This window comes from Tritonibacter sp. AK171, from assembly GCF_030127025.1.
Taxonomy (GTDB): domain Bacteria; phylum Pseudomonadota; class Alphaproteobacteria; order Rhodobacterales; family Rhodobacteraceae; genus Epibacterium; species Epibacterium mobile.
Genome location: NZ_CP126134.1, coordinates 2252833 through 2268907, shown reverse-complemented (window position 1 = coordinate 2268907; position 16075 = coordinate 2252833). Strand labels below are relative to the sequence as shown.

Here is a 16075-nt window from a genome sequence, read left to right as displayed (position 1 = left end):
CTGCGTCATGGATAAGCTGCTTACGGGCAATCGGCCCACTGCTGAAAATACGGGTTCCGCCCATGATCGCGTCTATCGCGCCTTACGAACCCGTATCATGCACGGGGCGATTGCACCGGGAGCGGCGCTGACCCTGCGCGGTATTGGCAAGGACTATGATGTCTCGATGACGCCCGCGCGAGAGGCCGTACGGCGTTTGGTGGCAGAAGGGGCGCTCTTTTTGTCGTCGTCCGGGCGCGTATCGACACCGGAATTGTCCAATGAGCGGATCGAAGAACTGGCCGCCCTGCGCGCTCTGATTGAGGTGGAACTGGCTTCGCGTGCTCTACCGCGGGCGCACATGGCGTTGATAGACCGGTTGCAGGCGATCAATGGCACCGTGGCGGAGATGATCTCCAAACGCGACGCGGTGGGGTATATTCGGACCAATCTCGAATTTCACCGTACACTCTATCTGCGTGCGCAGGCACCTGCGATGCTGGCGATGGCGGAAACGGTCTGGTTGCAGTTGGGACCGACCATGCGGGCGCTTTATGGACGGTTGGGGCGAACCGAGCCACCGCAGAACCACAAGCTGATTATCGCGGCTTTGAAGGCCGGGGATGAGCCGGGGCTCAGGCTTGCGGTGCGCACCGATGTGACGCAAGGGCTTCGGCTGCTGGCAGGATAGGTTTGGTGCGCAGTGGCGTTCTTTTGAGATGCCCAATGCGTTCTCGCATGGGCAACGCGGCGCTGCCGAACTGTGTCTTGTGAAGATCGCGTGATCTGTGCAGTCTCCGGTCAGGAGCAGCGAGTGAGGATATGATGCGCGCCAACCCACTGAGACAAAGCCTGCTGCCTGCCGTGCGCAGCTTGTTTGAGGCTGATCCCGACTTGCGTGTGGTCTACGGCTATGATCCGCAACAGATTTCAGATGTTCCGTCGCTCCTTGCCACTGTTCTTGCCTCTTGCATGCCAGAGGCAGCGCTCCGAGATCTGGTGCGCCGCACAGCGGCAGATATCTTTGCGTGCTCGGCCGAATTGGTGGAGGTTGTGCTCGACGATCTCCTTGCCACGACCGCGCGGGATGAGGCCCCCGGAGGTGCTGCGCAGGTACTGCATATGGCGCATGGGTTTCAGGCGCTCTTGTCTTACCGTCTGACCCGCGCGTTGTGGACCGCTGGACGTGAGCCGCTGGCGCTGGGTTTGAAGTTACAATTCACCCGCGCGCTTTCGGTCGAGATCTGGCCACAGGCCACGATAGGTCGCGGGATTTGGGTGGATCATGGGCTTGGGCTGGTGATCGGCCAGACCGCTGTGATCGAGGATGATGTTTCGCTTTGGCATGGCGTGACCTTAGGGTCGAATTTTGTCGACATGGGAGACGCCCGTCACCCGATTTTGCGGCGCGGTGTCGTCGTCGGAGCCGGGGCGACGATCCTCGGGCCGGTGGAAATCGGCGCAGGCGCGACCATCGCTGCCGGAGCGGTGGTGACGCGCGATGTGCCTGCGGGTCATGTTGTCACCGGGCCGCGCGCGCAAGATCGCGGGGCGGCGCGGTTTGCCGGTTTCACATCATTAGAACAGCTTAGGAGAGAGGGTGCATGAGTTCGCTTGGTATTGATCACCCGTTGGTGTGCGTGCGCGACTTGTCGATGATGCGCGAAACCTACTGCAGCCTTGGGTTTTTGATGAAACCGCCGGGAATGCACCCATGGGGCACCTCTACGGCGTTGGTCATTTTTCGCGATCAACTGCTGGAACTGGTGGGAGTTCAGAATGAAACCCTGCTCGACACATATGCTGCGGGTGAATTCCGTTTCGGGCGGCACGTGCAGCATTGGCTGGCAGAGCGCGAAGGGGTTTGTCTCTCGGCGCTGAACTCCCGCGATGCAGCGGCGGATGAAGCGCGCGTCGTGGCACAGGGAGGCACCTGTGAGGGCACCATAGAGTTTGGCCGCGATGTGACGCGCGATGACGGCACACCGGACCGCACCCAAACCACGCTCAAGATATTCACGCGGGCAGGGCTGCCCCGGCTCAGCATGTTCGCTTGCCAGCAACACCGCCGCGACCTGATTGAATTTCCGGACTGGATGGACCATCCCAATGGAGCTCACGGTTTCGCTTCTGCGACCATCCTGGCCGAACCTGACGCCCAGCCCGCGGTGCGCGATTGGCTGGCGGTTTTGCATGGCGCGGATGCCGTTCGGGACACCGACTGGGGCTTTGCGGTCGCGACCGCGAACGGTGATTGGCGCGTTGTCAGCCGCGCCACTGCGCCCATGCTCTTTGGTGCGCTGCCGGATGAACTAGCCCCAGATGGTGCGCCATCTGTCATCTCGCTGGATATCCGGTGTGAGTCGCTGTCCCGGTTGCGCCCCTTTATTGCAGCCGCGAATTTTACCTCTCGTGAGGTTGATGGTGCGCTGGTCCTAAGCGACGTCACGCGTCTGGGCGGCATCCTGCTGAGCTTTCAAGAAATACCAAAGATCTGAGAGATACCATGTTCGACACTTCGCACATCAACGACGCCATCGCCTTGCGCCGCGACCTTCACCGCCACCCGGAACTGGGGTTCGAGGAGCACCGCACCTCCGAAAAGATCGCAACGCTTCTGGGGGGATGGGGGTGGCGAGTGCATCGCGGATTGGCCGGCACCGGCGTAGTTGCCCAAATGGGGCAGGGCGCGCCGGTGATTGGTCTGCGCGCCGATATCGATGCACTGCCCATGGATGAGGCCACGGGGCTGGATTATGCATCTGGCACACCGGGCAAGATGCATGCCTGCGGACATGATGGGCACACCGCGATGCTGCTGCTGGCAGCGCGAAAGATCGCTGAGGAAGGTGTAAAACAAGGCACCGTGACACTGATCTTCCAACCCGCCGAAGAAAACGATGGCGGCGCGCGGGTGATGATCGAACAGGGTTTGTTTCGTGAATTTCCGGTCGATCAGGTCTATGGCATTCACAACTGGCCGGGGCTTGCACCGGGGCGCATGGTGGCGCGCGACGACAAGATGATGGCGGCCTTTGCGGTCTTTGAAATCGACGTGTCCGGACGTGGCGGGCACGGGGCTATGCCCGAACAGTCGGACGGGGTAATTGCAGCCGCGGCGGCAATGGCGTCGGCCTTGCAGGAAATACCGGCGCGATCCCTCTCTCCGCTGGAGCCGGGTGTGGTGTCGGTGACGCAAATCCACTCGGGCTCGGCATGGAATGTTTGCCCGGACCGTGCGGTGTTGCGCGGCACAGCGCGCTGGTTTGATCCTGCGGCGGGCGACACCATTGAGGCCCGCGTGAAAGAGGTCGCAAATGCCTGTGCCGCCGCGCAGGGCTGCGCGGCGCATATCGACTACCAGCGCCGCTATCCGGCGACGATCAATTCCGCCGCTGAGGCTGCTGTGGCGCGTGACGTTGCCGCCGGGATGGGGCTTGATACCGCAATTGCGGCCCCCAGCATGGCATCAGAAGATTTTGCCTTTATGCTCAATGAAGTGCCCGGAGCCTATATCTGGCTTGGGGCTGCGCGTGAGGGTGAAAATCCGGGGCTGCATTCGGCTAAGTTCGATTTCAACGATGCGGTGCTTCCGGTTGGTGCAGAGTTCTGGGTGCGTCTGGTGCGGCGTGTCTTGGCGGCCTGATGGATGCGCTAGAGACCAAATTCCTGCGCGAATTCCTCGCGGTGGCGCATGAAGGCTCGATCCGTCGCGCGGCGGATCGGCTGAATGTTGTCCCCTCGGCGATTTCGCGCAAAATCGCCGAGGCTGAGGCGCGGCTTGGGGTCACCCTGTTTGAGCGCAGCTCCAAAGGCGTCGTTTTGACTGAAGCCGGAGAACTGCTGCGCGAACACGCCCAGCATATGCGCGACGAGCAGACCTATCTTCTGGACCAGATCGGTCATTTTCGTGATGGTCGCAGCCAGATCGTTCGGATCGCAACCGGTGAGGGCTTTGCTGCGGACCTGATGGAGAACGGCCTGCTGGGCCTGACACGCGCCCATCCCGAGCTGCGTTTCGTCATTGATCATGCGGGCACGGATGAGCTGCAGCGCAAGGTCATAGAAGGCGAAAGCGATATCGGTATCGCCTATAATCCGCTGATGACGGAGGCCACGCGGTCGCTGGCCCATTCGCGGCAATCCCTTTGTGCAATTGTGCCGCGCAACTCGCCGCTCGCAGAACGATCGAGTGTGAGCTTGGCCGAGGTGCTGGAGCATCCGGTGGCGATGCTCAATGCGGGCTATGCGATCCGTCACCTCGTCGGGCAGGCGGCGGCTGATCGCGGGCTGGCACTGCGGGTACAGGTGGAGACGGCCTCAATCCCGCTGTTGATCCGTTATGTCTGCGCAGGCGTCGGGGTGAGCTTTCTGCCGCGCTTTTCCGCGACCAGTCAGGCCGAACGCGGCGATCTTGCGGTACTTGATATTGAGGAAACCTCACTTCAGCAGGTCAGTACGCATCTGATGGTGCGCGCCCGTCGCCGCCTGCCAAGGTCCGTTTCGCTGGTAGCGCGACATCTTGCCGAAAATATGCTGGCGTTTCGCAACTGACGGGTTCCTGCGTTGCTGCAAAAGCAACGCACTGTGCGCGAATGTCTCTCTTCCTGTGATCACCCTGACTGCGGTTTTCTGATGTGAAGGGCCCGGTACGGGCGCAACACAACAGGAAGCAGACACATATGGCAGCGACGAACGGCACGCGGGCAGGGGTTATTGGCCTTGGCGCAATGGGATTGGGGATGGCCACCAGCCTCCTGAAAGCCGGATTCACTGTGGTGGGATTTGACCCTGCAGATCCGGCGCGTGAACGCGCCACCGATGCGGGCGTGACCACTGTCGAGACGACCGATGCAGTCTTTGCGGATGCAGATGTGATCGTATTGTCCCTGCCAACCGCGCAGCATGTTCAGACGGTTGTTCAATCGGCTCTGGGCGCAAATCTGTTGGCACAGGGACAAGCTGCGAAGATCGTCATAGATACCTCCACCTCTGAGGCGGCGATCAGCCGCGCGCTCTCTGCGGAATTGTCGGCGGCTGGCCACGGGTTTTTGGACGCACCCGTGAGTGGTGGCCCCGCTGGCGCGGCCTCGGGTCAGCTTTCGGTCATGCTTGGTGGTGAGGCGCAATGGGTTCAGGCGGCGATGCCCGCGTTAGAGGCCATGGCCGCAAAGATCATGCATGTCGGCCCCAGTGGCGCGGGCAATGTCGCCAAGCTCGTGAACAATATGCTGGTCGCCAATCACATGATCACCACACTGGAAGCCCTGCGTCTGGGAGAGGCTGCAGGCGTCAACGCAGAAGAGATGCTGAAGGTCGTAAATGCTGCTACGGGCCGCAGCGCGATCTCGGAAATCCATTACCCAAATTGGGTGCTGCCGCGCAGTTTTGACAGCGGGTTCTCCACTGGCTTGATGCGCAAGGATCTGCGACTGGCCCGCGAATTGGCGGCGGAGGCCGGGGTGGCAACGCCTGTGGCCGACCTTGCTGCAACGCTTTGGGCAGAAGGTCACTCCGGCCTGAAGGATAGCGATGATTTTATGCTCATGGGGGACCCAGAGGTCGATCGCCTGAGCGCGAAGGAGAAGAATTGATGACACAGGATATGATCGATACGTCAGCCCGCGTTGCGGATCTGTTGCGCGAACTGACCGGCTCGGCTGAGGTGCAATCCTATGTGGGAGGCGCACTTGTACCCGGAGCGGGCGCAGAGCTGGAGCTGACCGACCCCGCCACTGGTGCGGTTTTTGCCCGCTACCGTGATGCGGGCGCTGAGGTTGTGGCACGCGCAGCAGAGACCGCCAAAGCAGCGCAAAAGGAATGGTACGCGAAGACCGCATCAGAGCGCGGGCGCATTCTGTTTGAGATCGGACGCCAGATCCGCCAGCACGCCACGGCTCTCTCGGAGCTTGAGGCACTGTCGTCCGGGCGGCCCGTGCGCGACACCGGCGGTGAGCCTGCGCGGATGGCAGAGATGTTCGAGTATTACGCGGGCTGGTGTGACAAAATCACCGGCGATGTGATCCCGGTCCCCTCAAGCCATCTGAACTACACTCGCCAAGAGCCGCTTGGCGTGGTGGCGCAAATCACACCGTGGAACGCCCCGCTCTTTACCTGCTGCTGGCAGGTCGCCCCTGCGATTTGTGCAGGCAACGCGGTGATGATCAAACCCTCAGAACTGACGCCGCTGACCTCGGTGGTGATTGGCATCCTGTGCGAAAAAGCCGGCGCTCCCAAGGGACTAGTCAATGTGATTGCGGGCGATGGTCCGGGATCGGGTCAGGCAATGATCGACAACTCCGAGACTGCTTTGGTGGTCTTTGTAGGATCTGCAGAGGCAGGCAGTAAAATCGCGGCTGCGGCCGCCAAGCGTCTGATCCCCTCGGTGCTGGAGCTTGGTGGCAAGTCGGCCAACATGGTCTTTGACGATGCCGATATCGACCGAGCCGTGGTGGGTGCGCAGGCGGCGATCTTTGCCTCCTGTGGGCAAAGCTGCGTCGCAGGCTCGCGCCTCTTGGTGCACCGCTCGGTGCAGGCCGAGGTGGTTGATAAACTCGCGACCGCTGCCGCGCGTATCCCGGTGGGCGTGCCGATGGACCCGATGACGCAAGTGGGGCCAGTCAACAACCTGCGTCAATGGAGCAAGATCGACGCGATGGTCAAAGAGGCCACCGCGGCAGGCGCACGGATCGCAAGCGGCGGTAGCAAGCCAGATGCGCTCTCTTCCTGCGGCGGGTTCTTCTATGCGCCCACCGTTCTGGATGGGGTGACGCCGCAGATGGAGATCGCCAATGAGGAAGTCTTTGGTCCTGTGGTCTCGGTTCTGCCCTTCGATGACGAAGAAGAGGCCGTGAACCTTGCCAATGCCACGCCCTATGGCTTGGCGGGGGCGGTCTGGACGCGCGACGTGGGGCGAGCGCACCGGGTGGCGGCGAACGTGCGCGCGGGCACCTTCTGGATCAACAGTTACAAGACCATCAACGTCATGTCGCCCTTTGGTGGGTTTGGTCGCTCCGGCTATGGCCGCTCATCCGGGCGTGAGGCGCTTGCGGCCTATACACAGACCAAATCAGTCTGGGTCGAAACGGCCGAAAACCCGGTGCAGGGCTTTGGCTACGCCCCCGGCTAAAATCCTAACAAGAAACACTAAATGGGGCCTCAAACCCGCTGGCCCCATTGTCAAAACCAATTGCCCCGGTCAGAAGGGCGCAAATGGAACCAACGGAAGGTATAATCCATGGATATCAAGGACATCGTGTTAGATTGGCGATTGCATCTCAGCGCAATTGTCATCACCGTAATCGCTGAGGCGATCGGCGTCATTAAGGTGCCGATTGGCTTTGGTGCGATCCTGCTTTTACCGCTGCTCTACGCCTTTGTGTTGGGGCTGTTGATCAACCCGAATGTGGTCAGCGCGGCCAAGGTCTGGATCAAAGATCGTGACGTGAAGGCGGCTTCGCCCATGATCGTGATCGCCATCATGCCCTTTATTGCGAAATTCGGCACGATCATCGGCCCGTCGATGGAAACCATCATCGCTGCAGGTCCGGCGTTGATCCTGCAAGAGCTGGGCAACCTCGCGACGATTATTCTGGCATTCCCCGTTGCGGTGCTGGTGCTGCGCATGGGGCGCGAGTCGATTGGGGCATGTTTCTCCGTCGCGCGTGAGCCCAATATTGCGATTATCGCCGATAAATACGGTCTCAAAAGCCAAGAGGGCGCGGGCGTCATGGGGGTCTATGTGATCGGCACGCTTTTTGGCACTTTCATCTTTGCCATTCTCGCCTCGATCCTTGCTACAACCGGCATGTTCTCAATTGAGGCTCTGGCCATGGCTTGTGGCATTGGTTCGGGCTCGATGATGGCAGCTTGTTCCGGTGCACTGGTGAGCGCCGTGCCAGAGATGAAAGATCAGATTCTCGCATTGGCCGGGGCCAGCAACGTGCTGACCTATGCCACCGGCATGTATCTCTGTGTGTTCGTGGCACTGCCCGTGACGGAGAAACTCTATGACTGGCTCGGGTCAGACAAAAACGCAGCCCCTCAGGCGGGAGAATAATCATGAGCGATACGCAATCTTTCGAAGATCCCACTGTTGAGGAAAAACTCAGTCTTGGTGTGCATGCTGCCGCGCTGATCGTGGTCAGTGTGGTGGCGCTGGTGGGCAATACCGTCGCCACTGACAACACCGTGCCCGAAGGGCTGGTTGGGCTGATCGTCCTGTGGCTGATCTGTATGGTAGGGCTGTTGCTGACGGAGTTTGTGCCGTTCAAATTGCCCTCCGTTGCGTGGATTTCCTTGGCCGGCATTGTGATGACCTTGCCGTGGACACCGGGCAGTGCTTGGGTGCTGGAAAAGGTCGGGCATGTGAACTTTTTGACGCTGGCAACGCCTTGTCTGGCCTACGCGGGTATCGCGATTGCCAAGCGTGAGATCGAAATCGCCAAGACCTCTGGCTGGAAGATCGCCGTGGTGGCGGTGCTGGTGATGACAGGCACTTACGTCGGTTCTGCAATCGTGGCGCAGATGTTCCTCTGATCCGGTCTGCAACGCCGAGATAAAGGTTCTGACCTCTGCCCGCACACCTTGTGGGCAGAGGTTTTCTTTTGGTCCCTGTGGGACGCGCTGAATAAAGATTGGATCTAATGCGGCGATGTTACGCCGTTGGCAAAATTCCCCTTCCGGTTGGAGTGGTCATTCTGCCATCATGATCAGGCAACAATATTGAATTTCGAGGGATATTGCCTCGCCGGCACGTCAATCCAATGGGCTTGTCCCGAACGATCTGAACCATATTTGAAACGGGTGGGAGCGGGACGCAGCTTGGAAAGAACGCGCATGATGTTGACCCTCCTAGTTGTTTTGATACAGTCCGCGCATCTTTAAGAGGCATGTTTGATGAGTGTATTTTCGCAAGACGCCCGACTCGGGCGACTCACCACCGTTTTGGGGCCGGATATTCTGGTTCTGCGGCGGTTTGACGGCGACGAAGCGCTAAGCGGGCTGTTCGATTTCACGGTCGAGGCGGTTGCGACCCGTGACGATCTCGATTTCGACTCGCTGCTGGGTACCCATGCGACTGTAACGCTTGTCGGTGCTGATGGGCCTGCGCATTTTGACGGCATCGTCACCGAGGCGCGATGGAAAGGCCCCAGTGAAAATGGCTGGCGCTACGATCTGCGTCTGCGGCCTTGGTTCTGGCTGGCAGGTCAGCGGCGCAATATGCGCATTTTCCACAATAAAACCGTGGTCGAGATTATTGAGGAACTGCTCTCCGACTATGCTCACCTAGGTGAGCCGCATCTGGAGGTGGCACTTATCGGGGATTACCCGGAGCTTGAATATACTGTGCAATACCGCGAGAGCGATCTGGCCTTTGCACGACGCCTGATGGAGCGTTTCGGTCTGTCCTTCCACTTCCGTCACCAAGAAGGCGCGCATACGCTGGTGATGACCGACGATGTGCTGAAGCATGAGACCTTCGGCACGCGTCCGTTTTATGGCATGGGCCAAAACAAGGGCACCGGTGGCGAGCATTTCTGGGAGTGGGGGCCGGAGCGGCGCCTGACCACGGGTGCGACCCGTTTGATGGATTACAACTTTAAAACGCCCACGGCCGCTATGGAATCGGATCGCATGGGCGATGCGCAATATGCCGAAGGCCAGCTTGAGGCCTATGATTATCCGGGCGATTACCTCGACCTGGGGCGTGGCAACAAGGTCGCGCAATTGCGGTGCGAAGAAGAGCGCGGCAATGACGCACGTCATGCAGCCACCGGCGATCTGATCGGTTTTCGCCCCGGCCACGTGGTGCATCTCGCCGGAGGCGATGCGGTGCCGGGGAATGGCAGTGACCACATTTGTCTTGCAGCGCGGTATCGTTTTGTCAGCCAAAGCTACGGCTCTAACCGCGAGGCGGTCGCGGAAGAACGCCCCTTTGTCGGGGATTATAAATTGATGCCGACCACTGCGCCGATGGTGCCACCGCGCACCACGCCGCGCCCGGTTGTGCAAGGCCCACAGACCGCTGTTGTGGTTGGTGAAGGCGAAATTGACTGCGATGAATACGGCCGCATTCTGGTGCATTTCCACTGGGATCTCGAAAAAGCCTACTCCATGCGCTGCCGGGTGTCGCAGAACTGGGCAAGCCAAGGCTGGGGCGGCATGGTGATCCCTCGCATCGGTATGGAAGTTGTGGTCGAATTCCTTGAGGGCGACCCGGATAAACCGCTGGTGTCGGGCTGTGTTTACAACGGCAAGAACAAACCGCCCTATCCGCTGCCCGCAAACAAGACCAAATCCGTCTTCAAAACAGACACCCACAAGGGCAGCGGCTTTAACGAGCTGACCTTTGAGGATGAGCGCGACGAAGAGCTGATCTATATGCACGGTCAGAAGGATCAGGAGATCGTCATTGAGAATGACCGCTCCAAGACCATCGGTCGGGACGAGACCAACTCCATTGGGCGCGACCGCTCGCAAGCCGTCGGTCAGGATGAAACCATGTCGGTTGGGCGCGATCAGCGCGAGAACATCGGACAGGACGTGATCTATCAGGTTGGGCGTGACCAGCAGGAAAAATACGGCAAGGATCACGTGCATGTGGTTGGAAACATCCACAAACAGGACATCTATGCCGATCATCTGGTGCAAATCGGGCGCAATCACGAGGAAACCGTGTTTGGGAAATCGACCCTGAACGTCACGGAGGCGATCACCAACAACACCGCGAAGCACACTCTGATGGCTTATGAGAAATTCGTCATCAAGGGTCCGGGCGGTAAGATCACTTTGGATGCATCCGGCATCACGCTTGAGGCGGGCAGCATCAACCTGAAAGGCGCGGTGAGCATGGGCGGCAGCGGCAGCGCACAGGTGCCGACCTTGCAAAACGCAGCACGCGACGCTCTGCCACTGGTCGAAGAATGCGTCACTCAGAAAGACTGAGCCCAATCAGGGAAGGGTGAATTATGCTACCAGTTGCACGCGTTGGAGACGAACATGCCTGCCCAAAGTGCAGGAAGTGTCAGATCATCAGCGGAGGCTCGGCCACCATCGATGGTCGCCCAGTCGCCCGGATTGGCGATAAGACCACCTGCGGTGCGGTGATCACCTCGGGGTCTTCCTTGTCTACGGATGACGGCAAGCCTGTGGCCTATCTCGGGTGTCAGACATCGGTGGGTGGGGTCATTGTCAGCGGCTCGCCAAACCACAAGGTTGCGCCGTAAACTGGCAATCGCGCCCCATTGCATATGGTTTTGAACCGAGAGCGTTGGCCCAGTCGCACGCTTTTCAAACACCAAAGAAAAAAGCCGCCAGCAGGATATCTGCGGCGGCTTTTCTTGTTCAGAAATCCCAGTCTTCGTCTTCTGTGGCTTCTGCCTTGCCGATCACATAACTTGAGCCGGAACCGGAGAAAAAGTCGTGGTTTTCATCCGATCCGGGAGACAGCGCCGCCATGATCGCCGGGTTCACACGGCAGGTCTCTTCCGGGAACAGCGCCTCAAATCCGAGGTTCTGCAGAGCCTTGTTGGCGTTGTAGTGCAGGAAGTTCTTCACATCCTCAGTGAGCCCCAACCCATCATAGAGCTGCTCTGTATAGCGCGCCTCAATGTCATAGAGATCAAACAGCAGACCAAAGGCAAAATCCTTCAGTTCCTTGCGCTCCGCCTCGTTCAAACGCTCCATGCCGCGCTGGAACTTATAGCCGATGTAATAGCCGTGGATGGCTTCATCGCGGATGATCAGGCGGATCAGGTCGGCAGTGTTGGTCAGGCGTGCGCGGCTTGACCAGTGCATTGGCAGATAAAAGCCCGAATAGAACAAAAAGCTCTCAAGGAACACGCTGGCGATCTTCTTGCGCAGCGGCGAGGCAGTGGCATCATACTCATCAAGGATCAGCCGGGATTTGGCCTGCAGATGCTCATTCTCCGCCGACCAGCGGAACGCCTCATCCACCTCAGTGGTTTGACACAGGGTCGAGAACACCGAGGAATAGGACCGCGCATGCACCGCCTCCATAAAGGCGATATTGCTGAGCACCGCCTCCTCATGCGGGGTGATCGCATCCTGCATCAGCGTCGGCGCACCCACGGCATTCTGGATCGTATCCAGCAGTGTCAGGCCGGTGAACACCCGAATGGTCAGGGTCTGTTCGTCCGGGGTCAGCTGTGACCAGGACTGAATGTCATTGGACAGCGGCACCTTCTCCGGCAGCCAGAAGTTTACCGTCAGACGGTTCCAGATCTCCAGATCTTTGTCGTCCTGAAGCCGGTTCCAGTTGATTGCCTTGGGGACAGCTCGGGCTTGGGTCATGTCTTTCATACACTCAATCTCAGCAGCTTGGGGCCGCGCCCCTTCATCTTTTCCAAAATACCTCGGGGGAGGCCACGGATGTGGCCGGGGGCCGCGCCCCCTCCCGATTTATAGCGAACAGGACACGCAGCCCTCGACCTCGGTGCCTTCCAGCGCCTGTTGGCGCAGGCGGATGTAGTAGATCGTCTTGATCCCTTTCTTCCACGCGTAGATTTGCGCGCGGTTGATGTCTCGGGTCGAGGCCTCCGCCGGGAAGAACAGGGTCAGCGACAGCCCCTGATCCACATGCTGCGTTGCCGCCGCATAAGTGTCGATGATCGCCTCGGGACCGATGTCATAGGCATCGCGGTAATACTCGAGGTTGTCGTTGGTCATATAGGGCGCGGGATAGTAGACGCGACCGATTTTGCCTTCCTTGCGGATCTCGATCTTGGCGGTGATCGGGTGGATCGAGGAGGTGGCATAGTTGATATAGCTGATCGAACCAGTGGGCGGCACCGCCTGCAGATTGCGGTTATAAAGCCCTTGCTTCATCACCTTGTCGCGCAGCGCTTCCCAGTCCTTGCGGGTCGGGATCTCGATGCCTGCGGCTTCAAACAGCTCTTTCACCCGGTCGGTTTCCGGCAGCCAGTCCTGATCGACATATTTCTCAAAGAAGCTGCCATCGGCATAGGCGGAGTCTTCAAAGCCTTTGAACTTTGCCTTCTTCTCTTTTGCCAATGCGTTAGAGGCGCTGAGCGCATGATAAAGCACGGTGCAGAAGTAGATATTGGTGAAATCCACACCTTCTGCACTGCCGTAATGGATGCGCTCGCGGGCGAGGTATCCATGCAGGTTCATCTGACCGAGACCAATAGCGTGGCCTTCCTCGTTGCCCTTGCGGATGGAAGGCACAGAATCGATGCTCGACATTTCCGACACAGCATTGAGCGCGCGGATTGCGGTGCCCACGGTGCCAGCCAGATCGCCACCATCCATCGCACGTGCGATGTTCATGGAGCCGAGGTTGCAGGAAATATCCGTGCCCATCTGCGCATATGACAGATCGTCGTTGAACTCGGAGGCCTCGTTCACCTGCAGGATTTCGGAGCAGAGGTTTGACATGGCAATGCGGCCCGCGATGGGGTTTGCCGCATTCACCGTGTCCTCAAACATGATGTAGGGATAGCCGGATTCAAATTGAATTTCGGCAATGGTCTGGAAGAACGCGCGCGCGTTGATCTTCTTTTTGCGGATCTGCGGGTTGTCCACCATCTCGTGATATTTCTCGGTGACCGAGATTTCCGAGAAGGCCTGACCGTAGACCTTTTCCACGTCATGCGGCGAGAACAGGTACATGTCCTCGTTTTTCTTGGCGAGTTGGAAGGTGATATCCGGGATCACCACGCCCAGCGACAGCGTCTTGATGCGGATTTTCTCATCTGCGTTTTCGCGCTTGGTATCCAAGAAACGCAGAATATCCGGGTGATGCGCGTTCAGATAAACCGCGCCGGCGCCCTGACGCGCGCCCAGCTGGTTGGCATAAGAAAAACTGTCCTCAAGAAGCTTCATCACCGGGATGACGCCCGAAGACTGGTTCTCGATGCCCTTGATCGGGGCGCCATGCTCACGAATGTTGGTCAGCATCAAGGCCACGCCACCACCGCGTTTCGACAGCTGCAGGGCGGAGTTGATGCCGCGCCCGATCGACTCCATGTTGTCCTCAAGACGCAAGAGGAAGCAGGACACAAACTCGCCGCGCGCCTTTTTGCCCGCGTTGAGGAACGTGGGTGTTGCGGGCTGGAAGCGGCCGTCGATGATCTCCGACATCAGCTTCATCGCGAGTTTTTCATCCCCGCGTGCCAGCGTCAGCGCATTCATCACCACGCGGTCCTCGTAACGCTCCAGATAGCGCTGCCCATCGCGGGTTTTCAGCGTGTAGGACGTGTAATATTTGAACGCGCCAAGGAAAGAGGGGAAGCGGAATTTCTTGCCATAGGCCGCATCCCAGATCTTGCGCTGGAAGTTGCGGGAATACTGATCCAGCACTTCAGGCTCGTAATAGCCCTTCTCAACGAGGTAGCCGAGTTTTTCGTCCAGCGAGTGAAAGAACACGGTGTTCTGATTCACATGCTGCAGGAAATACTGCCGGGCCGCCATGCGGTCGGCGTCGAACTGGATGTTGCCCTCGTCATCATAGAGGTTCAACATCGCGTTCAGCGCGTGATAGTCGAGATCGGCGGTTACGCTTGCGTCAAGCATGTCTGCTGCTCCTGTGCCGCCCAGAACCGGGCGAGGCCCGCGCGGATGCGGGCGATGTCTGTTTCGGTTCCCGCCAACTCAAAGCGGTAGAGGACGGGGACATCGCATTTTTTGGCGATCACATCCCCCGCGAGGGCGAAAGTGCTGCCAAAGTTGCGGTTGCCCCCGGCAATCACGCCCTGCAGAAGGGCACGATTGCGCGTGTTGTTCAGAAACTTGATGACCGGTTTTGGCACCGCACCACGCCCTTCGCCATCAGCAAAGGTGGGCGTCACCAATACATAGGGCGCATCTACTTCCGGAGAAGGCTCTGTCTGCGGCAGCCGCAGAGCCTTAAGCCCCAGTCGCTCCATCAAACGGGCCGTATTGCCCGAACGGGAGGAGTAATAGACAAGCCCGGTCACCGTTGTCTCTTATGCCAACTGGCCGATCAGATCGGGACGAAAGCCTGCCCAGTGATCTTCGCCTGCGACAACCACGGGTGCCTGACGGTAGCCAAGGCCCTGCACCATTTCCATGGCTGCGGCATCCTCCGTCAGATCAACGAGATCAAAAGAGATCCCCTTCGCCTCAAGGGCGCGGGTGGTGGCGGTGCACTGCACACAGGCAGGTTTTGAATAGACAGTGATGCTCATCTGCAAGATCCCCTCAGGTGTTGTCCTACCGGGCGGAGAAGTCACGTAATCCGGCACTGTTACCAGTACCAAATGACGCGTCCGGGCCCACCGCCGCGGTCGTCGTTTGTCGTGCTCTGGCAGGTCTCCTGGCTTTGCGGCTCAAACGCCCCATCCCGCCTTCCCAATGCGCGATCGCATCAGTGGCACGGGCGGGACTTACCGCTTACAGTTGCGGGGGCAGCACCGGATTTACACCAGTTTCCCTCTTCGCTTGCGAGTCGCCTCGAAAGAACCAAAGCAACACGATATTGATGCAGAAGCACGAAATGGTCAATATATGGTGTAGGGCTAGAGGGTCTTTTGTTGTCCACAGGCCACCCAAATGTCGCGCCCCTGCATTGTGTCTGCATTGTAAGGACATCCGTCCTGATCCTGCGCCTTACCCCCATGCTTATCCACAGATTCGATCCGGTGAGGTTCGGTGCGGGCGCATCCGGTCCCTGAAACGAGGGGAATCGCCCGGCTCATTTCCTGCGACAAAAGGTAGGGCTAGGATCTGTCGCGGCAATATTGAGCCGCACCCGCGAGCGGCGTCAGCCAGCTTTCCCGGCGATCTATCCAAAGCTCATAGGTCGGGGTGAATTGGTCGGGTTTGTCCAACGCGCCAAGGTGAACTTCCACCTCACCCTCGCTGCATGAAAAAACGGAAGAGCCGCATCTGGGGCAGAAATGACGCCCTTGGTACTGCTGTGTGTCGCCCGTCACAGTCACCGCGTTTTCCTGGTATATCGCGGCGGCCCAAAAGACTGCGCCGTGGTGTTTGCGACAGTCGAGGCAGTGACAGAGGCCGACGCTTTCCGGTTCGCCCGATGCCTCAAGGCGAATGTCGCCGCACAGGCAGCTTGCGGTTACATCTGGCATGT

Annotated in this window: 16 protein-coding genes and 1 riboswitch; of the genes, 11 read left to right on the top strand and 5 right to left on the bottom strand. The window is 59.2% G+C overall.

What is annotated here, in order from left to right:
* Positions 1–7: 7 nt before the first annotated feature.
* From QNI81_RS10605 to QNI81_RS10555, 11 genes are all read left to right on the top strand, one after another.
* A complete protein-coding gene (locus QNI81_RS10605) occupies positions 8–670 on the top strand; it encodes a GntR family transcriptional regulator (RefSeq protein ID WP_005649814.1) in 663 nt (220 codons plus the stop codon).
* A 131-nt stretch (positions 671–801) separates the two neighbouring features.
* Positions 802–1587: a serine acetyltransferase domain-containing protein gene (locus tag QNI81_RS10600; RefSeq protein ID WP_283966481.1), complete on the top strand. Its 786-nt coding sequence runs from the start codon at positions 802–804 to the stop codon at positions 1585–1587.
* Entirely contained in the window at positions 1584–2477 is an 894-nt protein-coding gene (locus QNI81_RS10595; RefSeq protein ID WP_283966480.1) for a VOC family protein, read from the top strand. Before QNI81_RS10600 ends, QNI81_RS10595 begins: the two co-directional genes overlap by 4 nt.
* 8 nt (positions 2478–2485) lie before the next feature.
* A complete protein-coding gene (locus tag QNI81_RS10590; RefSeq protein WP_283966479.1) occupies positions 2486–3625 on the top strand; it encodes an amidohydrolase in 1140 nt (379 codons plus the stop codon).
* Positions 3625–4533, top strand: coding sequence for a LysR family transcriptional regulator (locus tag QNI81_RS10585; protein WP_283966478.1), 909 nt, complete (start codon positions 3625–3627; stop codon positions 4531–4533). Before QNI81_RS10590 ends, QNI81_RS10585 begins: the two co-directional genes overlap by 1 nt.
* 128 nt (positions 4534–4661) lie before the next feature.
* Positions 4662–5573: an NAD(P)-dependent oxidoreductase gene (locus QNI81_RS10580; protein WP_283966477.1), complete on the top strand. Its 912-nt coding sequence runs from the start codon at positions 4662–4664 to the stop codon at positions 5571–5573.
* Positions 5573–7108, top strand: a complete 1536-nt coding sequence (locus tag QNI81_RS10575; protein WP_283966476.1) for an aldehyde dehydrogenase family protein — start codon at positions 5573–5575, stop codon at positions 7106–7108. The genes QNI81_RS10580 and QNI81_RS10575 overlap by 1 nt, the downstream gene beginning before the upstream one ends.
* A 108-nt stretch (positions 7109–7216) precedes the next feature.
* Positions 7217–8038, top strand: coding sequence for a DUF3100 domain-containing protein (locus QNI81_RS10570; protein WP_065324326.1), 822 nt, complete (start codon positions 7217–7219; stop codon positions 8036–8038).
* Positions 8039–8040: 2 nt separating this feature from the next.
* Positions 8041–8517 (top strand): hypothetical protein, encoded by a 477-nt coding sequence (locus tag QNI81_RS10565; protein ID WP_283966475.1) that lies wholly within the window; start codon positions 8041–8043, stop codon positions 8515–8517.
* A gap of 360 nt (positions 8518–8877) precedes the next feature.
* Positions 8878–10926 (top strand): type VI secretion system Vgr family protein, encoded by a 2049-nt coding sequence (locus tag QNI81_RS10560; protein ID WP_005619289.1) that lies wholly within the window; start codon positions 8878–8880, stop codon positions 10924–10926.
* A gap of 23 nt (positions 10927–10949) precedes the next feature.
* Positions 10950–11207 (top strand): PAAR domain-containing protein, encoded by a 258-nt coding sequence (locus tag QNI81_RS10555; protein ID WP_039983096.1) that lies wholly within the window; start codon positions 10950–10952, stop codon positions 11205–11207.
* A 118-nt stretch (positions 11208–11325) separates the two neighbouring features.
* Here QNI81_RS10555 and nrdF read toward each other — a convergent pair whose 3' ends face one another.
* From nrdF to QNI81_RS10530, 5 genes are all read right to left on the bottom strand, one after another.
* The gene (gene nrdF, locus QNI81_RS10550; protein WP_005619292.1) at positions 11326–12303 is read right to left on the bottom strand and encodes a class 1b ribonucleoside-diphosphate reductase subunit beta; all 978 of its coding nucleotides are present in this window, start codon (positions 12301–12303) and stop codon (positions 11326–11328) included.
* A 99-nt stretch (positions 12304–12402) separates the two neighbouring features.
* Complete coding sequence (nrdE, locus tag QNI81_RS10545) at positions 12403–14535, bottom strand: class 1b ribonucleoside-diphosphate reductase subunit alpha (RefSeq protein WP_065324329.1); 2133 nt, start codon at positions 14533–14535, stop codon at positions 12403–12405.
* Positions 14517–14939 (bottom strand): class Ib ribonucleoside-diphosphate reductase assembly flavoprotein NrdI, encoded by a 423-nt coding sequence (nrdI, locus tag QNI81_RS10540; RefSeq protein WP_283966474.1) that lies wholly within the window; start codon positions 14937–14939, stop codon positions 14517–14519. Before nrdI ends, nrdE begins: the two co-directional genes overlap by 19 nt.
* 9 nt (positions 14940–14948) lie before the next feature.
* Positions 14949–15170: a glutaredoxin-like protein NrdH gene (nrdH, locus tag QNI81_RS10535; RefSeq protein WP_005619300.1), complete on the bottom strand. Its 222-nt coding sequence runs from the start codon at positions 15168–15170 to the stop codon at positions 14949–14951.
* Between the two features lie 101 nt (positions 15171–15271).
* Positions 15272–15464, bottom strand: a riboswitch (cobalamin riboswitch).
* Positions 15465–15701: 237 nt separating this feature from the next.
* On the bottom strand, positions 15702–16073 hold the full coding sequence (locus QNI81_RS10530; protein WP_283966473.1) for a GFA family protein: 372 nt from the start codon (positions 16071–16073) through the stop codon (positions 15702–15704).
* Positions 16074–16075: the final 2 nt, after the last annotated feature.